The organism is Aurantibacter crassamenti (assembly GCF_016811105.1).
Lineage (GTDB): Bacteria > Bacteroidota > Bacteroidia > Flavobacteriales > Flavobacteriaceae > Aurantibacter_A > Aurantibacter_A crassamenti.
Genome location: NZ_JAFBGM010000001.1, coordinates 216,099 through 239,032, shown reverse-complemented (window position 1 = coordinate 239,032; position 22,934 = coordinate 216,099). Strand labels below are relative to the sequence as shown.

The 22,934-nt window shown below is 33.6% G+C and carries 19 protein-coding genes and 1 tRNA gene; 9 read left to right on the top strand and 11 right to left on the bottom strand.

Translation table 11 applies throughout. The annotated features are described in order from the left end of the window. Positions 1-278: 278 nt before the first annotated feature. The 4 genes from JQC67_RS00995 to JQC67_RS00980 form a co-directional block, all read right to left on the bottom strand. On the bottom strand, positions 279-449 hold the full coding sequence (locus JQC67_RS00995) for a DUF6747 family protein (protein WP_203251001.1): 171 nt from the start codon (positions 447-449) through the stop codon (positions 279-281). Positions 450-564: 115 nt separating this feature from the next. Continuing rightward, positions 565-846, bottom strand: coding sequence for a GIY-YIG nuclease family protein (locus JQC67_RS00990; RefSeq protein ID WP_203251000.1), 282 nt, complete (start codon positions 844-846; stop codon positions 565-567). A gap of 170 nt (positions 847-1,016) precedes the next feature. Next, positions 1,017-1,205 carry a GIY-YIG nuclease family protein gene (locus JQC67_RS00985; protein ID WP_238934428.1) on the bottom strand — a complete coding sequence of 63 codons (189 nt, stop codon included), beginning with the start codon at positions 1,203-1,205 and terminating at the stop codon, positions 1,017-1,019. A 41-nt stretch (positions 1,206-1,246) separates the two neighbouring features. Further along, positions 1,247-1,319 (bottom strand) — tRNA-Phe (locus JQC67_RS00980). Between the two features lie 105 nt (positions 1,320-1,424). Between JQC67_RS00980 and JQC67_RS00975 the strand changes: the two genes are divergently transcribed. From JQC67_RS00975 to JQC67_RS00950, 6 genes are all read left to right on the top strand, one after another. Beyond that, positions 1,425-2,153, top strand: a complete 729-nt coding sequence (locus JQC67_RS00975; protein ID WP_203250999.1) for a type III pantothenate kinase — start codon at positions 1,425-1,427, stop codon at positions 2,151-2,153. Then, positions 2,154-3,434, top strand: coding sequence for a hypothetical protein (locus JQC67_RS00970; RefSeq protein WP_203250998.1), 1,281 nt, complete (start codon positions 2,154-2,156; stop codon positions 3,432-3,434). Positions 3,435-3,611: 177 nt separating this feature from the next. After that, complete coding sequence (locus tag JQC67_RS00965) at positions 3,612-4,985, top strand: hypothetical protein (RefSeq protein WP_203250997.1); 1,374 nt, start codon at positions 3,612-3,614, stop codon at positions 4,983-4,985. Between the two features lie 2 nt (positions 4,986-4,987). Continuing rightward, positions 4,988-5,593: an LPS export ABC transporter periplasmic protein LptC gene (lptC, locus tag JQC67_RS00960; RefSeq protein ID WP_203250996.1), complete on the top strand. Its 606-nt coding sequence runs from the start codon at positions 4,988-4,990 to the stop codon at positions 5,591-5,593. A gap of 205 nt (positions 5,594-5,798) precedes the next feature. Continuing rightward, a complete protein-coding gene (locus tag JQC67_RS00955) occupies positions 5,799-7,085 on the top strand; it encodes a hemolysin family protein (RefSeq protein WP_203250995.1) in 1,287 nt (428 codons plus the stop codon). Between the two features lie 138 nt (positions 7,086-7,223). Continuing rightward, positions 7,224-9,350, top strand: coding sequence for a peptidylprolyl isomerase (locus JQC67_RS00950; protein ID WP_203250994.1), 2,127 nt, complete (start codon positions 7,224-7,226; stop codon positions 9,348-9,350). A 10-nt stretch (positions 9,351-9,360) separates the two neighbouring features. On the opposite strand, the gene JQC67_RS00945 is transcribed toward JQC67_RS00950, so the two are convergent. Continuing rightward, a complete protein-coding gene (locus JQC67_RS00945) occupies positions 9,361-10,266 on the bottom strand; it encodes a GYDIA family GHMP kinase (RefSeq protein WP_203250993.1) in 906 nt (301 codons plus the stop codon). After that, positions 10,263-11,585 (bottom strand): hydroxymethylglutaryl-CoA reductase, degradative, encoded by a 1,323-nt coding sequence (locus JQC67_RS00940; protein WP_203250992.1) that lies wholly within the window; start codon positions 11,583-11,585, stop codon positions 10,263-10,265. The genes JQC67_RS00945 and JQC67_RS00940 overlap by 4 nt, the downstream gene beginning before the upstream one ends. A 164-nt stretch (positions 11,586-11,749) precedes the next feature. On the opposite strand from JQC67_RS00940, the gene JQC67_RS00935 reads away from it, so the two are divergent. Together JQC67_RS00935 and JQC67_RS00930 are read left to right on the top strand one after the other, a co-directional pair. Then, complete coding sequence (locus JQC67_RS00935) at positions 11,750-13,912, top strand: S9 family peptidase (RefSeq protein ID WP_203250991.1); 2,163 nt, start codon at positions 11,750-11,752, stop codon at positions 13,910-13,912. Between the two features lie 90 nt (positions 13,913-14,002). Next, the gene (locus JQC67_RS00930; RefSeq protein WP_203250990.1) at positions 14,003-15,568 is read left to right on the top strand and encodes a peptide MFS transporter; all 1,566 of its coding nucleotides are present in this window, start codon (positions 14,003-14,005) and stop codon (positions 15,566-15,568) included. Here the strand turns inward: JQC67_RS00930 and JQC67_RS00925 are convergent. The 5 genes from JQC67_RS00925 to surE all read right to left on the bottom strand — a co-directional run bounded on the left by JQC67_RS00925 (position 15,562) and on the right by surE (position 20,480). Beyond that, positions 15,562-17,595 (bottom strand): ComEC/Rec2 family competence protein, encoded by a 2,034-nt coding sequence (locus JQC67_RS00925; RefSeq protein WP_203250989.1) that lies wholly within the window; start codon positions 17,593-17,595, stop codon positions 15,562-15,564. The two genes, JQC67_RS00930 and JQC67_RS00925, sit on opposite strands and share 7 nt — an antisense overlap. Position 17,596: 1 nt before the next feature. Then, on the bottom strand, positions 17,597-18,169 hold the full coding sequence (locus JQC67_RS00920; protein ID WP_203250988.1) for a C40 family peptidase: 573 nt from the start codon (positions 18,167-18,169) through the stop codon (positions 17,597-17,599). 99 nt (positions 18,170-18,268) lie between these two features. Continuing rightward, on the bottom strand, positions 18,269-19,390 hold the full coding sequence (gene lpxB / locus JQC67_RS00915) for a lipid-A-disaccharide synthase (protein WP_203250987.1): 1,122 nt from the start codon (positions 19,388-19,390) through the stop codon (positions 18,269-18,271). A 36-nt stretch (positions 19,391-19,426) separates the two neighbouring features. Beyond that, a complete protein-coding gene (locus JQC67_RS00910) occupies positions 19,427-19,708 on the bottom strand; it encodes a hypothetical protein (RefSeq protein WP_203250986.1) in 282 nt (93 codons plus the stop codon). After that, positions 19,701-20,480, bottom strand: coding sequence for a 5'/3'-nucleotidase SurE (gene surE, locus JQC67_RS00905; protein ID WP_203250985.1), 780 nt, complete (start codon positions 20,478-20,480; stop codon positions 19,701-19,703). Before surE ends, JQC67_RS00910 begins: the two co-directional genes overlap by 8 nt. A 192-nt stretch (positions 20,481-20,672) precedes the next feature. Here surE and JQC67_RS00900 point away from each other — a divergent pair, with 192 nt between their 5' ends. Next, complete coding sequence (locus tag JQC67_RS00900; protein ID WP_203250984.1) at positions 20,673-22,877, top strand: carboxy terminal-processing peptidase; 2,205 nt, start codon at positions 20,673-20,675, stop codon at positions 22,875-22,877. The last annotated feature ends 57 nt before the right edge of the window (positions 22,878-22,934 follow it).

Below are 22,934 nucleotides of genomic sequence, written 5' to 3'. Positions count from 1 at the left end.
ATTGTTTTCTTAAGATAGTAATCATTACTGATTCGATTAGAAGATTTATTATAAGTAGTAAAATGAAGTAATCCTTACTATGAATTGTGATTATTTAATAAGGTAGATATCGTTATAAATTATGAACTGTAATACTTGAAATAAACAAAAAATGAAACCGCAACGTATTTGATTGCGGTTTCATTTTTTGTTTAAACGCTTCTACGTGCAAAATTGCCAAGGCTAAATCGCTTTAAAGTAGAAGAAGTCTATAAAATTATGTTCTCTATAATTTTTATTTATTCAAAAGGAAAGCCTGTTGATACTCTAAAAATAAAAGCATAAAGTACAATTGCGAACATTATAAAACTAAACCAAGCAAAAAATTTAAAATATTTTTTAACGATTAAGTTTCCTAGGTTTTTAAAACCTTCTGTATAAATTTCTTTAATAAGTAAAACTGTTTTCATAAATAGGATTTTCGGGTTAAGTCTGCAAAGTTGGGCTTAGTTTGGCCTTAAGGCTAATTTATTTGTTGAAGGGCTGTTAAGTCTGTTTAATAACAGCGACGATAGATGAACGGTGCTATAAATTTGATGAGGTGTCAACAAGTTCACGAAAGAAGTTTAATTGGACTGCTTCTTTGTTTTGCTTTACAAATCTATTGATGATTTTTTCTAGAAATTGGGCATCTTCTTTGGTGTTGCATTTGTGTTTTAGAACAATTTCCCAATCAGATGCAGCTTTTGTAAAACCAGATTTAAAATGATGTTGGTTATGAAGTGCTAATCTTTCTTCTGGCTTTACAGACTCTCCCGTGTAGTATTTGTCTATTGACTTACTATGTAATATGTATAAATAATGCATATGTAAAACAAAAAATCCCCACTAAAAGTGAGGATTTGTTGTGGTGCCTCCAGCCCCGAAGCATCGGGGGAACCAGGGTTATTTTTTATTTAGAATATCAAATAAAACTTCTGGGTTTTCAATAATCTTTATAATAAATTTTTTGCTCTTCATTCGTTTAATGAATTTTTCTAGGAATAAGGCATCTTCTTTGGTGTTGCATTTGTGTTTAGAACAATTTCCCAATCAGATGCAGCTTTAGTAAAACCAGATTTAAAATGATGTTGGTTATGAAGTACTAATCTTTCTTCTGGCTTTACCGACTCTCCCGTGTAGTATTTGTCTATCGACTTGCTATGTAATATGTATAAATAATGCATATGTAAAACAAAAAATCCCCACTAAAAGTGAGGATTTGTTGTGGTGCCTCCAGGAATCGAACCAGGGACACATGGATTTTCAGTCCATTGCTCTACCAACTGAGCTAAGGCACCATGCTTTCTTAAAGCGGTGGCAAATATAATTTCAAAAAAAGGAACTACAAACAAAAAAGACGAAAAAAAGGCATTCATTTGTATACATTTTTTGATCTTTGCTGTATGAACCTAGTTATAGATGCCGGAAACACGTTGATTAAAGTTGCTGTTTTTGATAAAAAACAGTTGATTTTTCAAGAAATAATAGATGAAAAAGGCTTGCCTTTGCGTTTAAAAGAGATTTGTGACGTCTATTCGAAAGTTAAATGGGGCATGGTAGCCTCTGTTCGAAACCTCGATCCTAAAACACTTGCAGTGTTGTCTGTATTTTGCAATGTGATGCAATTAACGCAAAATACCAGTACTCCATATAAAAATTCATATGCTACAGCCAGTACTTTAGGTGTTGACCGAATTGCACTGGCAACCGCTGCATTTTATCATAACCCAAGAGGTAATACTTTGGTGTTAGACGCAGGTACATGCCTAACCTATGATATGGTTAATGATTATGGTGAATATTTGGGTGGTGCAATATCACCAGGATTAAATATGAGATACCGGGCTTTACATGAGCAAACGGCAAAATTACCACTATTAGAAAAATCTGATGTTCTAGATTTTATTGGAAATTCAACTGAAACCAGTATACATAGCGGAGTTTTTAACGGAATGTGTGCTGAAATTGATGGTGTAATTGATCAGTATAAATTGCGCTTCAGAGATTTAACAGTTATTTTAACAGGCGGTGATGCTGATTTTTTGTCTAAACGGTTAAAAAATCCCATATTTGCGAATCCAAATTTTCTACTAGAAGGATTGAATTATCTGTTGGAATACAATAAGCATTAAATGATTAAAAAAATTGGTATTGTTATAGCGCTTATCGCCGCTACAGGGGTCTTTGCGCAAGATGGTTCAGTTTCTCCTTACTCTTACTTCGGAATTGGTGATTTGCGTTCGCAAAGTACCTATGAGAACCAAATGATGGGTAGTATTGGTATGTATACTGATAGTATTCATGTAAACCTTCAAAACCCAGCAGCCTACAGTCAATTAGGGGTTCAGGTGGGTGATGACTTTGGTATGACTACCTATACCGCAGGTATGTCGTATAAACAGTTACAACTAAAAAGTTTTACAGCACAAGAAAGTAATCAAGTAACAAATTTAGATTATTTGGCAATTGGCTTCAGTCTAAAAAAAGGACTTGGAGTTGGTTTTGGTATTATGCCGGTTTCATCTGTAGGTTACAATTTACTTTCAGTTACTGCAGATTCAACAGTTACAAATCAATATACAGGTAGTGGTGGTTTAAATAAGGCGTATTTTTCAATTGGTTGGGAATTTGCTAAAGATTTAAGTGTTGGGGTTACTGCAAACCTAAATTTTGGTACTTTAGAGAGTACTAGAATACAAAGCACAAAAGATGTACAGTTAGGTGTACAAGACAATAGAACATCAAGAGTAAACGGTTTTGACTTTAATTATGCATTGAATTATTCGCCTACTTTTGAGAATAAGCATACGTTATTTGCTTCTTTACGTATAAATACACAAGCAAATCTTACTTCAGAAAACACACAAGAAGTTGGTTCTTTTTCTTTAACTACGGGTAGTGATGTTGAAACCTATGAGGTTGATTTAGATGCACAAGTACTTAAAAACACTGACTTGAAGATTCCTACAAAAACTACGCTAGGTATTGGTTATGGTAAAAAAACAGAATGGTTTTTAGGGGCTGAGTACAGTTTTCAGAAAATGAGTGATTTTTCAAATGACTTTTTAGCCATTGATAATTTAGTTTATAATGATGCGAGTTCTATGGCTATAGGTGGATTCTATATTCCTGATTCTGGTCCATTTACAAGTTACTGGAAAAGAGTGACTTACAGGGCTGGTTTGCGTTTTGATAAAACAGGGATGGTTGTTAATAATAAGGATATAAACAACTTTGGCATAACTTTTGGATTTGGTTTGCCGCTGGGTAGAAGTTTTTCTAATTTGAACCTTGGTTTTGAGGTTGGTAGAAGAGGTACTACAGCAGCAGATTTAATTGAAGAAAGTTATTTTAAATTAAATGTGGGACTATCTCTAAACGATTTATGGTTCCGAAAAAGAAAAATTGATTAAGCCATACTGTTAGTATATAGTATATTTTTGAATGGTTAATTAATGATTTTAAGATAAAAATTTAAAGAATTTTACTTTTGATGTGAGTTCAAATAACATTTACTGTAATTTGAAGATAACACAATAGTGGTTTTGAAAAAAAATAGTATTTTAACCCCCTGTAAATAATCAAAAACTATGAAAACGAAATTTTACTTCACGGCATTACTCTTTTTAGGGCTTTCTACGGCAGCAAATGCTCAGGCCCAAAATCAAGAATGTATGACCAACTTATCTATATATGTTGAACATGCAAAAGTTAAAAACTATGATGCAGCATATGCTCCTTGGAAAATGGTTTATGACAATTGCCCTGATATTAACTGGGCTAATTTTGCTTATGGCGAGCGTATACTAAAAGATAAAATTGAAAAATCTTCAGGTGCTGATAAAGATGGCTTTATCAATGATATAATGTTACTTTGGGATAATAGTTTGAAATATTTCCCAAAAAAGGCAAGTGTAGCTAGCGTTATTATTGATAAGACTTTATTAAAGTATGATAATAAAATGGCTGATGATGCTGAAATCTATGAAGGTTTAGGAAAGGCGATGAAAGAAGATCGTGCTAACTTTAAAAATCCTAAAGCATTGTACTTATATTTTTCTAGTTTAGTTGACCTACATAAGGCGGGTAAAAAAGATCTTCAAGAAGTTTTTAATGTATATGATGATGTTACTGCAAAGGTAGAAGAAGAGGTTACTGTACGTACAAATAGAATAGCTAAATTATTACCAAAAGAAGAAGACGGATCGTTAACTTCAAAGGAAAAGAAAATATTAAAGGCTGATAGAACTAATTCAGAATCTTTTGGAAAAATTGCCGGTAGTATTGATTCTAAATTAGGACCCTTAGCTGATTGTGAAAACTTGATTCCTTTATATCAGAGAACTTTTGAAGAAAATAAAGGAAATGTAGAATGGGTAAAAAGAGCTGTTGGTCTTATGTTTAATAAAGAATGTACAGACGACCCAATGTTCCAAAAATTATTTGAAGCACAATTATCGTTAGATCCTTCTGCTGATGCATATGTGTATGGTGGTACGCTTAAAATGAAAAATGGTGATTCTTCAGGTGCTTTAGCTGATTTTGACAAAGCATTGAGCTTAGAAACAGATAATCTTAAAAAATCTAAAATTGCCTATAAGGTTGCTGTAATTAATAAGAGAAAAGGAAGTAAGTCTACTGCTAGAAAATATGCGCAAAAAGCTATTGACGCTAATTCAGCAAATGGTCGTGCTTATTTACTTATCGCTAATCTTTATGCGTCAAGTGCAAATGATTGTGGTACAGATACTTTCTCAAAAAGAGCAATCTATTGGAAAGCAGCTGACTTAGCTAGAAAAGCGGGTAGAGTTGATCCATCAATAAGTGGTACAGCAAATAAATCGGCTTTGAGCTATTCAGAGAGAGCACCGTCTAAACAAGATATCTTTACCTCTGGTAAAGCAGGTCAGACAATAACATTCAGCTGTTGGGTTGGTGGTAGCGTTAAAGTACCGAGTATATAAGAATGAAAAAATTTTCAACTTACTATTATAAAAACATTGCCACAATCTGTATTGTGGCAATGTTTTTTTTTGCTTGTAATGATGGTTATAAGCGAGTAGGTGAAGAAGCGGCACCTCTATTGTTTCCTGAAGGTATCGCTGAAAATTTTGTAATGAAATATTCTACTTTAGAAGAAGAATTAAGAAATGAAGAAATTGACTCTGCTCATGTAAATGTTGTCTTAACTAGTCCAATTTGTGTGGCTTTTACGAATTTAAATTTTGCACATCGTAAATTTCCTAAAGGACTACAAGTTGATTATTTTGATAAGGATGGGAATAAAAGTGTGGTGACAGCCGACTACGGAATTGTTTATGATATTACAAAATTGATAGATTTGCAAGGAAATGTGGTTATAGAAAGTTATGACGGAAAAAAACTAGAAGCACCACAATTGTATTGGGATCAAAATAATGATTGGATATTTACCCAAGAAAAGTTTACTTATACCAACCCCGAAGACGGAACAATAATGGATGGCGAAGGAATGGATTTTAACAAAGATTTGAGTTTATTGAATGCTCATAAAACCTATGGTTTTATGTTAATTAAAGAAGAAGATAAATGATTAAAATTTTGAAGTATACAGAGTATTTGTACATAGGTGTTGCATTCTTTTCTTTATACAGAATATACACTGATTGGAATACGGACCGTAACAATGCCTACCTCTTTATTTTTTTTGCAATAGTATCTATTGGTATGTTTCTGTTTAGAAGAAACTATCGAAGAAAATTTGAACAACACCAACAAAATAATAATCAAGGTAACTAGTGGAAATCACCATCATCATTGCCTCTTTGTTATTCTCTGCTTTCTTTTCAGGAATGGAAATTGCCTTTATTTCGGCAAATAAAATTCATATTGAAATTGAAAAAAAGCAAGACGGTTTTCTTGCAAAAGTCTTAACTAGACTGACTAAAAAACCTTCAAAGTATATTGCTACAATGTTGATTGGTAACAATATTGCACTTGTTATCTATGGTTTTTTTATGGGTGACTTATTAATGAAATGGTTTGCCAGTTTCAATATGTCATCAAACAATGTATTGAATCTTTTATTTACAGATTTTAGTTTACTCACACAAACTATTATATCAACCTTAGTTATTCTTCTGACAGCAGAATTTCTTCCGAAGGTAATATTTCAGATATATTCAAACTCATTATTGAAAATACTAGCTATACCAGCCTATTTATTTTATTTGCTATTTTCATTAATATCAGATTTTGTGATTTGGGTTTCTGACTTTATTCTAAGAACTTTTTTAAAAACAGATGGTGATGAAGTTGAACTTGCCTTTAGTAAAATAGAACTTGGTGATTATATTACTGAGCAAATGGAAACTGTTGAAGAAGAAGATGATGTTGATTCGGAAATTCAAATTTTTCAAAATGCGCTACAATTTTCAAAAGTGAAAGCGCGTGAGGTGATGGTGCCTAGAACTGAGGTTATGGCAGTTGAATTGCATGAAACTCCTAAGAATTTAACCAAATTGTTTAGTGAAACCGGTTATTCTAAAATTTTAGTTTTTAAGGATACTATTGACAATATTATAGGGTATGTACATTCTTTTGAGCTTTTTAAGAAGCCAAAAACGATAAAAAGTATTTTGTTGCCAATAGAATTGGTGCCAGAAACAATGCTCATTCATGATATATTAAATGTCTTAACTAAGAAACGTAAGAGCATTGCAGTGGTGCTTGATGAATATGGTGGTACTTCTGGTATTATGACGGTAGAAGACATTGTAGAAGAGCTCTTTGGTGAGATTGAAGATGAACATGATACAATAACTTTTTTAGAAGAGCAGATAGACGAAACTAATTTTAAGTTTTCAGCGCGATTAGAGGTTGACTATATCAATGAAATATACAAAGTTGAGTTGCCTAAAAGTGATGAGTATGAAACCTTAGCAGGCCTTATTGTACATAGTACAGGTGAAATACCAGAGCAGAATACAGAGATACAAGTTGAGAATTTTTTATTCACAATTTTAGAAGTATCAAGCAATAAAATAGACTTAGTTAGCCTTCAAATATTAGATAAAGCATCATAGATCTACACTAGATTTCTACAAAGTGCTTATTTTCTAGTCATTTAACTGGAATTACAATTGCCGTAGTTTCAATAATTTCCTTTAATAATTAACAGGAAAACACTAATTTCGCCAACTGATTTAAAATAATACAAGAAGATGGCAATTTTAGGCAATATTAGAAAACAAACAACCGTGTTAATTTTAATTATCGGTTTGGCCTTGTTCGCATTCGTAATTTCTGGAATTTTTAGTAGCGGAAATTTAGGAAGTGGTGGTGCAAAAGTAGGTTCCGCTATTGGCGAAGTAAATGATAATGAAGTGCCAGTTGATGCATTTCGTCAAAAAGTAGAAAGTTTAAGTCGTAGAATGGGTCCAAACTCTTCTACAATGCAAGTTGTGAATCAGGTTTGGGATCAAGAAGTACGTGGTTCAATTTTAGGTGAGCAATTTGAGAATCTTGGTGTAAATATTGAGAAGGATCAAATAATGAATTACATCAAAACAAACCCGGGGTATTCACAGAATCCTCAGTTTTTAAATGAAAGTGGTGTTTTTGACGAATTCAAATTCAAACAGTTTATTGTTGATTTAAAAACAAATAGCCCAGATCAGTATAATCTTTGGTTACAAGATGAGGCATCAATCATTCAAAGTGCAAAAGAGCAGACGTATTTTAATTTAATAAAAGCCGGAGTAGGTGCTTCATTAAAAGAAGGTGAATTAGATTATAAATTGGCTAATGAAAAATTAGACCTTAAATATGTACGTGTACCTTATACTTCAATTGCTGATAGTACTATTAATGTTACTAAAAATGAAATAGCAAGCTACATCAGTGCACATAAAGATGAGTTTCAGCAAGAGCCAGCTAGAGATATTCAATTTGTGTATTTCGAAGAAAAGCCATCTGCACAAGATGAAAAAACTGTAGAAGATGCTGTAAATAGCCTATTGAATAAAACTGTGGAGTATAATCAGCAGACTGATAAAACAGATACCATTGAAGGCTTTCTTACCACTACAGATATGACTGATTTCTTAGATCGTCATTCAGATGTGAAATTTGATACTATATATAAAGCTAAGAAAACATTGCCAGCAAAATTTGCAGATACGCTAATGACTCTTAAAGTTGGTGAATCTTTTGGTCCATATAGAGATGGAGCTGCTTTTAAAATATCTAGAATGATGGGTAGAAAAGCAAACGGATCGGTAAAGGCTAGCCACATTTTAATTGCATATGAAGGTGCGCAACGAGCGAATCCTGAAGTGACAAGAACAAAAGAAGAGGCTGAAGTTGAAGCAAAAAGATTGTTAAAAGAAGCTAAGAAAAAAGATGTTGTTTTTGTAGAGTTAGCTCGTGACAATTCTGACGGGCCATCAGCTGCAAATGGTGGTGATTTAGGTTATTTTCAAGAAGGTACAATGGTACCAAAGTTTAATGATTTTGCTTTTGGAAATTCAGTGGGTACTATTGGTTTGGTTGAAACTGATTTTGGTTATCATATCATTAAGGTTGATGATAAAGAGGATGTTGTGCAAATTGCAACTTTGGTTCGTGAGATAGAAGCTTCTGAAGCAACATTAAATAAATTGTTTACTGATGCTACTCAGTTTGAAAGTGATGCAAAAAGTTCAGATAAAGCATTTTCAGATTTGGCTAAAGAAAAAGAATTTGTGGTTAGACCAGTGAACAAAATAAAAGCTATGGATGAAAACCTACCAGGTCTTTCAACGCAACGTGCTATGGTGCAGTGGGCTTTTAACGAAGAAACTGAATTGGGAGAAATAAAAAGGTTTGATGTTGATAACGGTTATGCAATTGCACAATTGACTGCAAAATATGCTAAAGGACTAATGTCTGTTGAAGATGCATCGGCTATAGTGTTACCTAAAATTAGAAAAGAAAGAAAAGCAGCTCAAATTATTGGAGCAAACAAAGGAAAATCTATTGAAGATTTTGCAAAAGATAATAATGTTTCTGCATCTACTGCAACAGCTGTAACCGTTAAGTCGCCTACAATATCAGGTGCTGGTAGTGAACCGCTAGTTGTGGGTACGGCTTACGCAATGAATGAGGGTGAAACTTCTAATTTAATTGAAGGTCAAACCGGGATATTCATGGTGTCATTGACTAAAAAGCAAGAAGCGGCCAAGTTAGATAATTATAGTACGTATGCTAATAATTTGAAATCGGCTACAGCTACTAAGGTTAATACTGCTGTGTATAACGCATTAAAAGAAGGAGCTGAAATAGAAGACAATAGAGCCGTTTTCTATTAATCACTAGTTCTTATAAAATCATTTTATTAAAGGGGATCACTGTTGTGAATCCCTTTTTTTTGAAATAAACTGGCGTGTTTTGATCACCAATTGCTAAGATAAAGTCACCACCCCACGCGCCTAAGCTTTTTATACTGCCGTTAAAATCATCAAAAAGTATTTCTTTAATAGTTTGGTTATTTAATGCAGTAGCCAGAATACTTTCATGTTGGTTTAATAGTATTTCAAATTGTTGCAATGAATCACACTTTATAAGCTGATTGGTGATTTTACTCACTTTTTTCACCAATTCTTTTTTATCTATTTTTTGGTTAGAATAGCGAGCGATTTCATTTCCACTATTTTGTTTTTTATTTAGATGTACGAAGTATAGATTGTTTTCAAATTCTTTTTTGAAGGATGTTCTTTGTACAGATGGTATTCCCTCTTTTATTTGATAAAGAATAGGATAATCATTTTGAGCACAAGCAATGTCATATCCACTGCCGCCAAAAGAATTTTTCAAAAGATCAAAAGCGTTCACATTGGCCCATTGTGCAATGTTATTAATCAAAGTCGAAGATGTGCCTAAACCCCAATTTCTTGGAAAATCTAGATTTGTTTCAACCGTACACCCTTTCAAGTCTGTCAAAAAATCAGGATTCAAGACTTGTGCTTCTTTAAGTATTTGCAATAACTTATTTGAAAGGTCAGTATCTGAACTATTTAATTTAGACAGAGTAGGTAAACTATACGTAGCTTCAAGCCAAAGAGTGCCTTTTTCATCATAGCTTTTCCATATTAGCTGTGATGTGTTATTCTCAATAACCTTTAAAGATTGTCCATGTTTTGTTGGTATAGCTAATGCTAAAGCGCCATCTAGTACAGCATATTCTCCTGTCAATAATAATTTTCCGTTACTATAGAAAGATTTCATTTGTTAGTGTTCAGCACTTTTAAAGCATCAGCAACGGCACTATGCGTTACGGTTTCATTTTTAAAACGATTGGTCAATTGTTCTTTTTGCGCTTCAGTGGCACCCAATTGTGTTAGAATATTGCCGAGGTGCATTTTCATATGGCCTTGTTGTATTCCAGTGGTGACTAGGGCACTTAAGGCTGCAAAATTTTGTGCAAGCCCTGCAACAGCAATAATTTGCATTAATTCTTCAGCGGAAGGCTTTTGTAATAGTTCTAGCGATAGTTTTGCCAAAGGATGAATACTTGTTAATCCGCCAACAGTTCCTAAGGCCAGTGGTAGTTCTATCCAAAATCTAAAAATATCCCCTTCAATGGTTGCATTGGTTAGACTACGATAGTGTCCGTCTTTTGAAGCATAAGCATGCACGCCAGCTTCTATAGCTCTAAAATCGTTACCAGTTGCCAAAACAACAGCATCTACGCCGTTCATTATACCTTTATTATGGGTAACTGCTCTATGAGGTTCAACATTAGCAATTTGAACTGCTCTAACTATTTTATTAGCAAAGGCAATTGGTGTTAATGATGCAGTAACATTAAGTTTATCAATTGGGCAACTTACTTCGGCTCGAACAACACAATTGGGAACATAATTTGATAAAATGCTCATAACTACCTCTATTTTCTTTTCAATAGGGGTGAAGCTCTCGTAATTATTTGCTTCTTCTTTTAAAGTTGTTGCGAGTTGTTCTAAACAAGAGTTGATAAAATTAGCGCCCATTGCATCTTTTGTTTCAAAAGTGCAGTGTAATTGAAAGTAATTATCAAGGTCAGCGGTTTTGTTTCGTAGCGAAATATCTAAAATGCCACCACCACGCTTCTCCATGCTATGGGTTAGGTTTTTGGTAGCTTCATGTAATTTTGGTTTGAGTTCATTAAAAAAATTAGTCAGCTTTTTTGTATCGCCAACATAAATAAAATGGACTTGTCCTACTTTTTCAGTGCCCAGCACCGTTGTTTTAAACCCTCCTTTGTCAAGCCAAAATTTGGCAGCTCTGCTGGCTGCGGCAACTACAGAACTTTCTTCAATTACCATGGGTATTGCTAATAATTGATTGTTAATCAGAAAATTGGGCGCGATACCTAGTGGTAAATAAAAGTTTGTGAGCGTGTTTTCAATAAATTCATCATGCAGTTGTTGCAGGTTTGAATCAGTATTCCAATATTTTTTTATGATGGTTTTGGTAGATTCAGTATTGGCCGAATAATTAGTAGCTAACCAATCAATTTTTTCTTCCTTGGTAAGCTTTGAAAATCCTGAAATAGGCGAAGGCATAACAATTAGATTTTAAAATTCAAAGATAGCGATTAGCTGAATAAACAACTTGAACTTACTGGTTAGCTCATGATGTGTGTTAAACTCATATTATTTCACCTATAAAGTTTAATTTTCGCTTAATTATCGTTAAACTTGGCAGATTTATAACATTTTTAAAGTTTATGAAGAGATTCGGTTCCCTCCTTTTTTTGATATTTGCGGTAACTTCTACTGCAACTTCCCAGAAAAAACCAATTACCGTTGAAGAGATTTATAGAGGTGCCTATACTACGCGAAGTATGGATGCACTACGTTCAATGAACAACGGCAATCAATATACCATATTAACTATTGATTCTGAAAGAAGTGAAGTGTCTATTGATAAGTATGATTACCGAACTTTAGCTAAAGATGAAGTAATTGTTTCTTCAGCAGATATTGGAGGTATCATTTTTCACTCCTACAGTTTTAGTGAAGATGAATCAAAGATTTTGCTGGGTTCTGACATTGAAGCAATATATAGACGATCACGTCTTGGCTTTTATTATGTATATGATATTGCCACTAAAGCAAATACTAAGATTTCAGATAAAAAGATTCAATCTCCTAAACTCTCACCAGACGGTAAACAAGTTGCTTATGTTTCTGAAAACAATATTTATCTGTTTGATACCAGTACAAAGCTAACCGAACAAATTACCACTGATGGTAAGAAAAATGAAATAATTAATGGTGTTACCGATTGGGTTTATGAAGAAGAGTTTGCTTTTGTACGTGCTTTTCAATGGAATTCTAGCAGTACAAAGATTGCCTTTTTAAAGTTTGATGAAACGGATGTTCCAGAATTCTCTATGGATGTTTATGGAACTGAATTATACCCTTCCGAAGAAAAATTTAAGTACCCAAAAGCAGGTCAAAATAATTCAAAAGTGAGTTTGCATTTATATGATGTAGCGTCTAAAAACATTACTAAAGTTGGATTAGAAAATCCATATTATATTTCTCGAATAAAATGGATGAACAATGCAAACTACTTGAGTGTGCAGACCTTAAATCGGCATCAAAATCATTGGCAATTGCTTGAAGTTAATGTAAAAGATAATTCGGTTCGTTTATTAATTGAAGAAAAAGATGAGGCCTACGTAGATGTTACTGATGATTTAACCTTCTTAGCAGATGATAGTTTTGTTTGTACCAGTGAGAGAGACGGTTATAACCATATTTATCTTTATAATCAAGATGGTGAATTGATGAGTCAGATTACTAATGGGGCGTGGGAGGTAACTAAATACTACGGCTACGATCAAAATAATGACAAGATATTTTATCAATCTACTGAGAATGGCTCAATCAACAGAGATGTATATAGTATAGATAGTAGTGGTAAGCATAAAAAACGATTAACAACCCAAGACGGACAGAATTCTGCTGATTTTAGTGCTAATTTTTCCCATTTTATAAATACATATTCTAGTGCAACAACTCCCAATCAATATGCATTACATGAATCTAAGTATGGTAAAAAACTAAAGGTGATAACTGATAATGAATCACTTGAAAATAAATTAAAATCGTATAAAATAAGTCCAAAAGAATTTTCAACTATTGATATTAATGGCAACGAACTTAATATGTATATGATTAAGCCGTTAGATTTTGATCCTAATAAAAAGTACCCAATGATGCTATATCAGTACAGTGGGCCGGGTTCACAATCGGTAATCAATAAATGGTTTAATGAGCGTGATTATTGGCATCAAATATTAGTCGCTAAAGGCTATATAGTAGTTTGTGTAGATGGCAGAGGTACTGGTTTTAAAGGTGCTGATTTCAAGAAGTCAACGTATCTTAATTTAGTAAAATATGAAACGGAAGACCAAATTGCAGCTGCTAAAAAATTAAGTAAATTACCTTATATTGATGAAAATAGAACGGGTATATGGGGATGGAGCTATGGCGGACACATGAGTACTAATGCATTATTAAAAGGTAATGACGTTTTTGAAATGGCTATTGCAGTAGCGCCAGTTACTTCATGGTGTTTTTATGATACAATTTATACAGAGCGTTTTTTACGTACGCCTGAAGAAAACCCTAGTGGATATGATGAAAATTCTCCTTTTAATTACCCTGAGCTTTTAAAAGGAAAGTATCTATTAGTACATGGTTCAGCTGATGATAATGTTCACCTTCAACATACCATGCGCATGATTGAGGCATTAATTCAAGCAAATAAACCTTTTGATTGGGCAATTTATCCTGATAAAAATCATGGAATTTTCGGTGGTAACACAAGAGTACATTTATATAATAAAATGACTGACTTTGTTCTTGATAACTTATAATATGGTTGAATAAAGACTTAACAAACAAACTAGAACTAATAAAATTTGTTTTTAAATATCAGTGCTAAAACAAAAACTTAAATATTTACTATGATAACCACAGATAAACCAGTACATAAAAAAGAACTTTTTGGGCATCCGGTAGGCCTTTATGTTTTGTTTTTTACAGAAATGTGGGAACGTTTTTCGTACTACGGAATGCGCGCCCTATTAACTTTGTACATGACAGCACAGACCTTAGAAAATGATCCGCAGTCAGGTTTAGGTTGGACTACCACTGAGGCATTAGCCCTATACGGCTGGTACACTATGTTGGTTTATTTAATGAGTATACCAGGTGGTTTTATTGCAGATAGATACATTGGTCAGAAAAAAGCTGTAACGATAGGTGCTATTCTTCTAACATTTGGTCATGCTGTTTTAGCTATTGATGCAATTTGGGCATATTATACGGGTCTTGGTTTGGTTATTCTTGGTGTTGGTATGCTAAAACCGAATATTTCAACTATGGTTGGTGGTCTTTATAAACCAAATGATATTCGAAGAGATAAAGGGTTTAGTATTTTTTACGTAGGTATAAATTTAGGATCATTTACGGCATCGCTGTCTGTTGGTTTGGTAGCGGCAATTTATGGTTGGCATGCAGGCTTTGGTCTAGCAGGTATTGGCATGGCACTTGGTTTATTTGTTTATCTATATGGACAACGATTTCTGGTACATGTTGGTAATGAACCAACTTCTGTAGATAAATCTAATGACATTAGTTTAGCAACATTATTTTCTCAATTATTTAAATCTCCCTTACAGTTAGGTATTGTACTTGTCATGTTGGCTTATGCAGTATATGCAGGCTTTACGTATGAAGGCCCAGATAATTGGGGTTTTGGAATATTGTTTATTGCGCTGTCTCTTATCACAGGTATTATGATGATGATTTATAAAAACCTAAACGGGCAAATTGAAAAAGATAGGTATGTGGTATTACTTATATCACTCTTTATGGTAGTGGTTTTTTGGGGCTGCTTTGAACAAATGGGTGGTTTGATGAATTTGTATGCTGAAGAAAAAACAAATAGAATGATTATGGGTATGGAGGTGCCTGCAGCTTTGTTTCAAGCAGCAAATGCTGGATTTATTATTCTTTTGGCTGTATTTATAGCTAATATTTGGGCAAAACGAAAGCTAAAGGGTAAAGAGGCTTCATCATTATTTAAAATGGCAACGGGTGTTGTAATAATGGGTGTGGGTTTTGTTTATATGGTTTTTGCTTCGTTACAATATGAAGCAAACGGAAGTTCAGCAATGTATTGGTTAGTATTAGCTTATTTGTTTCATACGATTGGCGAATTATGTCTGTCACCTGTATCTTTGTCGTTTTTTACAAAATTGGCGCCTGCTAGATATATGGCACTTATGATGGGCGTTTATTGGGCGGCTACTGGACTTGGTAATAAGGTTGCTGGTGTAATTGGTGAATACTCAGTACAAGCTGGTGAATTGAAAATTTTTGGCGGACTCTTTATTTTCGCAGTTCTTTTTGGATTATTGATTATTCTTTTATTGAAACCTTTGAAGCGATTGACACATGGGGCAGAAGATAAAGAAACTCTTATTAAAGACGATGAAAATGAAGGGTTTGAATTATCAAATCATTGATAACTATTGATAGTAAAATAATATGCTCCCTTTTCACCAGTATAGTGAAAAGGGATTTTTCTTTGTAAACATGTTTGCTGCCACCGACTTATATAACTCCTGTAATTGCTGCCGTCTGCAATGATGTTCTTTGGATGGATAGAATCTATAAATCGTTCTAGATTAATTTTGGGTGACTGTGATAATATTAGGTAATCTAAGGGTTGTTTTATTGGTGGATACAGCGCTAAACTGTCCATAAGGAAGATGTTGCTATTTTTATATTCATAGGCATTTTTAATTGGTAGGTTTTCAATTGAACGAATGCGTTCAGCTACTGCATAATCTTTTGTCAAACGTTCTGCCTTTAAATCATCTAAGGTTAATGTAATTAGATTATTTCCATTGTGTTGTAGCATCACGGTATTAGCAGTTTGATGTGCTATTATTAAGTGTTGTTGCTGCGTCGAAATATATGCTGCATGAAAGGTGTAGAGTTGAAATAATAATACACTACATGCTAAAATCATTGCTCTTTTAAAGTTTGTCTTATTATAAAAAAGTACTAAGCAAATTATTACGGTGTAAGCTAAAACCAACTGTGTACTGTCAAAAGAAATATTCTTAAATATAAATGCTTCCTGCTTTGCCACCCAATTAATTGCTGTGTTCATACATCCTATTAAAGAATTGTATAAGCTAACTAATAAAGGCGGTAGCAAGTTCAAAAGTGATAATGTAATTATGAATATCCCTAAAGCTAGTATGATTCCCAAAACGGGAACTATTATAATATTGGATATAAAGAATAAACCAGGAAACTGATGAAAGTAGAATAAACTAATGGGTAAAACACCCAATTGTGCAGCCAGACTAACAGAAAGTAGTTGCCATATTTTTTTAGTGATTATATTTTTTGGTAGCCATATTTTTTGCAAAAGTGGGTAGATCCATACAATTGCAAATACAGCAGCATAACTCATTTGAAATCCGACTTGAAAAAGTAGGTTAGGGTCAAAAACCAAGAGGATGAAAAACATAGAAAGCGCAAGAATATTAAATGAATTACTTGGTCTGTTTAAATGCATCGCGTAGGCAACAAAAGAAAACATGGTCACGGATCTAATTATTGAAGCTGAAAGTCCAGCTAAAAGTGCAAAACTCCAGAGTAATAGTACAGTCAAAATCAATTTAATTTTTTTCCCATAGGGTAGGTATACAAGTGGCTGTAACAAGAATTGTAATAAGAGTAATAGAATGCCAATATGTAAACCAGATATTGCTAAAATATGAACAGCGCCGGCATTTTTGTAGTTATCATAGGTCTCTGATGAAAGGTCATTGCGTTGGCCTAATAAAAGGGCTTGAATAACGGATAGTTCTTCTTCGCCAAAATTTTCTTGTTTGAGTTTTGTGATAATTGTATTTCGAAATTTTGAAGCATAACCAAATAAACTTTTAGTTGAATTTTTCCCTAAAATATAATTGTTTGATGTTAGCTGAATTTGATCTTGAATTCCTAAGCCCAACATGTATTTTTTGTAATCGAATTGATGTGGATTTAATGGAGGTTTTATAATTTCTGCAGTTGCGACAATATGTAAGACATCATCAACTTCAAAAAACTTTTGTACAGAATCTTTTGACTGACTTAATAGAATTTTTCCTGTAACTTTTTTGCCATCCAAAGAAATTAAAGTGGCAAAATATCTATTTGAGAAGTTTGTTGGTTTTAGTACTTCACTAATTTTAATGTGCCAGCTTTCTGCTTTGTCTTTTTTTAATTTAGAATAATGGCTTGATAAACTCGCGGGATTAGAAAATACCGATGATAAGATGCCTATTGAAATGGTCAGTAAAAATGTGACACTACCGAAGGCTAGATTTTTTCTATCTTTTACTTTAATGAAGATAATTGCAAGAATGGTTGTTAGTACTACCGTTAATACAATTGCCTGAATGAGGGTGAGCTGAATAAATGAATTTAATACAATACCTAAAATTAAAAATACTGTTAGCTTAATGGGTATAAAGCGTAACAGTCGCATTTTAAAGTATCCTATTTGCTTTTACAAAAGCGGAGTTCCAATAGCCTTCTCTTAGGGAGGACACTATTACACCTCGCGAAGAACTGGCATGAATGAATTTAACTTCATTACCGGTAGCGACAACCATGCCTACATGATTGATACGTTTACTTTTTCGGCTTGTTTTGAAAAATAAAAGATCACCTTTTTCAACATTTCTAACATTTATGCGTTTGCCTTCTTCAGCCATATGATATGAGACTCGTGGTAGTGAAACATCATGTTCGCCAAATGCAACATAAAGTAGTCCGGAACAATCCATACCCTTTTTAGAAGTACCACCAAATTTATAACGTGTGCCTGAAAAAGTAAGGGCCGTATTTATAATTTCATCTGCTTTTGAAATCGATTTTCTTTCAACAGTTCTAATGGTTTTCGCTTTGTTTGTAGGCGTACCTTCAACACTTACTTGCGGTCTTTTATCTGAAGCATTTACGGTTACTGATCGAGATTGTGAATGTGTGCTTTTTTTCTTTGAAACGCCACAACTTGCTACAAAAAGGCAGAGTGAGATGTATAAAATTCTTTGCAACATCAAAGTAGTTTTAGTTCTGAGGGGATACTCAAAATTATACATTTTTTCGCAAAGTGAATTTTACATTATGAAATTTTCAATTTTGCACTGCAAAAAAATCTAATTTTTAGCGATGTTTTTTATAATGGATTTGGCGGTATTTTCGCTAGCGCCTTTACCACCTAATTTTTTTTCTAATTCAAAATAAGCTTCAAATTGTTGTTCTCTTTTTGGGCCTACGAGAATTTCTTGAAGTTCTTTTTTGAGGTTTTTTGTGGTCAAATCATTTTGTATTAATTCTTTAACTACCTCTTTATCCATAATTAAATTTACCAATGAAATGTAATCTAAGGTGATAATTCGTTTTGCAATCTGATAAGAAATCCAATTGGCTCTATAGCAAACTACTTGGGGTACTTTGAACAAAGCGGTTTCTAAGGTAGCGGTTCCACTTGTGACTAAAGCAGCATAAGAAAGACTTAATAAGCCATAGGTTTGATTTGAAACGAATTTGATGTTTTTTTCATTTAAGAATGAATTATAAAAATCATTATCAAGACTCGGTGCACCAGCAATTACAAATTGATACGCTTCAAAATCATCAACTACAGATAACATTAATTCAAGCATTTTTTCAACCTCTTGTTTCCGACTTCCTGGCAGTAAAGCAATAATAGGTTTGTCTGGATCCAAGTTGTTTGATGCGCGAAAGTTCTTGTCAATAGGTTTTGGCGAATTACCAATAGCATCGATCAAAGGGTGCCCAACAAAATTTACTGAATAACCGTGTTTTTTTTCGTAGAACTCTTTTTCAAAAGGCAGTATAACATGCATGTTGTTAATATCACGCTTGATGCTTTCAATACGCCCTTCTCGTGAAGCCCAAATTTGAGGTGAAATATAATAATTGGTGTTGAAATTATTCGATTTTGCCCATTTTGCAATTCTAAGGTTGAATCCTGAATAATCTATGAAAATGATGGCGTCGGGCTTAAATTCAAGAATATCAGCCTTGCAAAATTTGATGTTTTTAGAAATTTTGTTGAGGTTCATCAAAACTTCTAAGAAGCCCATAAATGCCAATTCTTTGTAATGTTTTACCAAATGACCACCTGCAGCCTGCATTAGGTCACCACCCCAACAGCGAACATCAGCATTTGAATCTTCTATTTTTAATGCTTTTATAAGGTTAGACCCGTGTAGATCACCTGAAGCTTCACCCGCAATTATGTAGTACTTCATCCTGTTAAATCACATTTTTTTCGTCCATATTGAACTTTAAAACATCTTGTAATATACGATGATTAACGCCGTAATTATGGTTGCAATTAATACGCCTCTAGCACGATTGTCTCTTCGAATTCTAAGAAATCCGAAAAACGCCACAAGATTTAAAATTGCACCTAAGGCAAGAAGACTACCTAAGTGGCCTTGCGCTAATGCTGCTTCAAAGGTTTCCATAATGCCAAATTCTGAAAATAATAGAATATAGGCTAATGTGCCAATTGTGTTTGCAATAATACCTACAATAAAACCGATTAATATTTCTTTTTTATTCATGAAGATTCCAGTCGTTTAAGCCTTGTATAGCATGGTGTGCTGTTAAATCAAATTGAGTAGGCACAACTGATATATAACCTTTAGAAAGTGCATGTTCATCAGTGTCTTCGCCTTTATCTAATAATTCAAATTCGCCAGTAAGCCAATAATATTCTCTACCCATTGGGTTGGTGCGTTTGTCAAAACGTTCTTTCCAATTGGCACGAGCTTGACGGCATATTTTGATGCCTGTAAACTCTTTTTCTTCAAGTTTTGGGATGTTAACATTGAGAACTACACCCTTTGGAATACCATTATTTAGAGCTGATTTCACAATTTTTATTATGGCTTCTTTTGCAGGTTCAAAATTAGCGTTCCATGAAAAATCGCAAAGCGAAAATCCGATAGCTGGTATTCCTTCTATACCTGCTTCAATGGCAGCACTCATAGTGCCTGAATAAATAACATTGATAGAAGAATTTGAGCCGTGATTGATTCCACTAACACAAATGTCAGGTCTTCTATCTAAAATCTCTTGAAGGCCCAGTTTAACGCAATCTGCAGGTGTGCCACTGCATGAATATTCTAAATGTCCTTCATTTTCTTTGTCAGTTGGCATTTTAGTAGAAAATAAAGCATGATCTAAGGTTATGGCGTGTCCTTGGCCAGATTGTGGACTGTCAGGTGCAACTACCACAACATCGCCTATTTCTTTCATAAATCTGACGAGCGCCTTAAGCCCTGGAGCGGTTATTCCATCGTCATTTGTGACAAGAATCAAGGGTTTTTGCATTCTGTATAATTTATACCATAAAAATACGTTTAAAAAGAGATATGACACCTAGGTCGTTTAACAAAAAATTAATGTCGCTGACTTTAAAGTGGCATGGTTTTTTCAGTATCTTAGGGAATTAGATTATTAAAAAGGATGCTCACAGACAATCATCCCTGATAAAACATGTTGTCTTCAAACTAAAAAATATCTATGAAGAGGAATTTAGCCTACGCGCTGTTCGTAATGGTAATTGCTGTTGCTTCTTGCAGTTTTACAAATAAATCTTTTGAAAATACTGATGATAAAGATAAGTTGTTATTAGAGCTTATCACATATGTTTTGGAAAAAGGGCATTACGATCCTAAAAGTATTGATGATGATTTTTCAGTAAGTGTTTTCGAGGATTTTATAGACGTTCTAGATCCTACAAAGCGCTATTTTATTGAAGAAGATATAATGGAGTTTGAACAATACAAATTTCAAATAGATGATCAAATCAAGAATACTGATATTGCTTTTTTCAATATTGTGCATGAAAGATTGATGCTACGAATGAATGATGCTAAGAGCATTTATAAAGAAGTTTTAGCAGTACCTTTTGATTATTCTGCTGATGAGACCATTAATATAGATTATAAAGTAGAATCGTTTGCAGCTTCTAAAAAGGAATTAAAAGAACGCTGGAGAAAGCAATTGAAATATGCTACTTTGGGTACTTATGATGCCAAAATCACAAAGGTTGCAAAAACGCCATCTACCGTTAAATTGAATGTAGATGGTAAAGAGGTGTCTGTTGAAGAGCCAGATTTTGATGGAACTAAAGACAAATCTGACGAAAAGCCTTTGAGCCCAAAAGAGGCAGAAATTTCCGCTAGAGAATCTACTCAAAAGACATTAGACGAATTTTTCGATTTTGTTGGTGATTTACAACGTAAAGATTGGTTTGTACAATACATCAATACAATAGTTGATGAATTTGACCCTCATACCTACTATTTTGCACCAGAAGAAAAAGAAAAATTTGACACTAGTATGTCAGGTAAATTTGAAGGTATTGGTGCTCGTTTACAAAAGAAACCTACCGGTGCTAAAATTGTTGATATTATTTCAGGTGGGCCAGTATGGCGTGATCAACGCTTAGAAGTTGGTGATGAAATAATAAAAGTTGGTCAAAACGGAGAAGAGCCTATTGATATAGTAGGTATGCGATTAGATGATGCAATTAAAATGATAAAAGGCCCAGAAGGTACTGTGGTTGATCTTACAGTAAAAAAGATTGATGGTTCGCATGATGTAATTTCATTAACAAGAGATGTTGTTGAATTAGAAGAATCATTTGCGAAATCTGCTAGTATTCTTAAAGAGGATAAAAAATACGGATTAATTAATTTGCCTAAGTTTTATGTGAATTTTGAGGATTACGGTGAGCGTAATGCTGCTACAGATGTTGCAAAAGAAGTAGATCGTTTGAAAGAGGAAGGCGTAGAAGGACTGATTTTAGATTTACGTGACAATGGTGGTGGATCGCTAAAAACAGTAATTGAGATGGCTGGTTTATTTATTAAAGACGGTCCGGTTGTGCAAGTACGTTCTTCTGGTGAAGGTAAAGAGGTTTATGATGATAAAGATGAACGAATTCAATGGGAGGGTCCTTTGGTAATTCTTGTTAACGAATTGTCTGCGTCTGCATCAGAGATTTTAGCTGCTGCAATGCAAGATTACAAACGTGCAATTGTTATCGGCAGTAAACAAACCTTTGGTAAGGGTACTGTGCAAAATGTGATTCCATTAGAAAATATTGTTCGTAGTAATGATCATGGTGATTTAGGTGCCATTAAGTTGACAACACAAAAATTCTATCGTATCAACGGAGGGTCTACTCAGTTAGAAGGTGTAAAGAGTGATGTAGTAGTGCCAGACCGATATAGTTATATTGATTTGGGTGAACGTGATCAAGCAAACCCTTTAAAATGGGATAAAATTTCTCCAGCAGAATATACACCTTGGGATGGCTACATTGATTACGAAAAAACTATTGCCAATAGTAAAAAGCGAATGGCTGATAATTCTCAAATAAAATTGATTGAAGAGAATGCGCAATGGATAAAGTCTGAACAAGATGAAACTGTTATTTCATTGAAGTATGATGTGTATAAAGAAGAACTTGATAAAGACAAAGAGAAATTAAATTACTTTAAAAAACTAAGTGATTATGATTCTCATATGACTTTTAAATCACTAAGTTATGAGCAAAGTCTATTTACACAAGATTCTGTACTTCGTGAAAAAAGAGACCGTTGGCATAAAAATTTAGCCAAAGATGTATATGTAGAAGAAGCGGTTAATGTACTGCAAGATTTACAAATGAATACAATTAAAAAGGAACATTCAAAATTAGCTAGCGTTAAAGGATAACAAAGACTAATCTTGATTATAATTAAAAAAGGCTGCTCAATGAGCAGCCTTTTTTAA

Excerpts from the sequence above, each read along its gene's own strand:
- JQC67_RS00910 (WP_203250986.1), bottom strand. The coding sequence starts at position 19,708 with ATGAATAAAAAAGAAATATTAATCGGTTTTATTGTAGGTATTATTGCA.
- JQC67_RS00935 (WP_203250991.1), top strand. The coding sequence starts at position 11,750 with ATGAAGAGATTCGGTTCCCTCCTTTTTTTGATATTTGCGGTAACTTCT.
- JQC67_RS00985 (WP_238934428.1), bottom strand. The coding sequence starts at position 1,205 with ATGCATTATTTATACATATTACATAGCAAGTCGATAGACAAATACTAC.
- lptC (WP_203250996.1), top strand. The coding sequence starts at position 4,988 with ATGAAAAAATTTTCAACTTACTATTATAAAAACATTGCCACAATCTGT.
- JQC67_RS00900 (WP_203250984.1), top strand. The coding sequence starts at position 20,673 with ATGAAGAGGAATTTAGCCTACGCGCTGTTCGTAATGGTAATTGCTGTT.
- JQC67_RS00965 (WP_203250997.1), top strand. The coding sequence starts at position 3,612 with ATGAAAACGAAATTTTACTTCACGGCATTACTCTTTTTAGGGCTTTCT.
- JQC67_RS00990 (WP_203251000.1), bottom strand. The coding sequence starts at position 846 with ATGCATTATTTATACATATTACATAGTAAGTCAATAGACAAATACTAC.
- JQC67_RS00995 (WP_203251001.1), bottom strand. The coding sequence starts at position 449 with ATGAAAACAGTTTTACTTATTAAAGAAATTTATACAGAAGGTTTTAAA.
- JQC67_RS00950 (WP_203250994.1), top strand. The coding sequence starts at position 7,224 with ATGGCAATTTTAGGCAATATTAGAAAACAAACAACCGTGTTAATTTTA.
- lpxB (WP_203250987.1), bottom strand. The coding sequence starts at position 19,390 with ATGAAGTACTACATAATTGCGGGTGAAGCTTCAGGTGATCTACACGGG.
- JQC67_RS00920 (WP_203250988.1), bottom strand. The coding sequence starts at position 18,169 with ATGTTGCAAAGAATTTTATACATCTCACTCTGCCTTTTTGTAGCAAGT.
- JQC67_RS00925 (WP_203250989.1), bottom strand. The coding sequence starts at position 17,595 with ATGCGACTGTTACGCTTTATACCCATTAAGCTAACAGTATTTTTAATT.
- JQC67_RS00930 (WP_203250990.1), top strand. The coding sequence starts at position 14,003 with ATGATAACCACAGATAAACCAGTACATAAAAAAGAACTTTTTGGGCAT.
- surE (WP_203250985.1), bottom strand. The coding sequence starts at position 20,480 with ATGCAAAAACCCTTGATTCTTGTCACAAATGACGATGGAATAACCGCT.
- JQC67_RS00940 (WP_203250992.1), bottom strand. The coding sequence starts at position 11,585 with ATGCCTTCGCCTATTTCAGGATTTTCAAAGCTTACCAAGGAAGAAAAA.
- JQC67_RS00970 (WP_203250998.1), top strand. The coding sequence starts at position 2,154 with ATGATTAAAAAAATTGGTATTGTTATAGCGCTTATCGCCGCTACAGGG.
- JQC67_RS00975 (WP_203250999.1), top strand. The coding sequence starts at position 1,425 with ATGAACCTAGTTATAGATGCCGGAAACACGTTGATTAAAGTTGCTGTT.
- JQC67_RS00945 (WP_203250993.1), bottom strand. The coding sequence starts at position 10,266 with ATGAAATCTTTCTATAGTAACGGAAAATTATTATTGACAGGAGAATAT.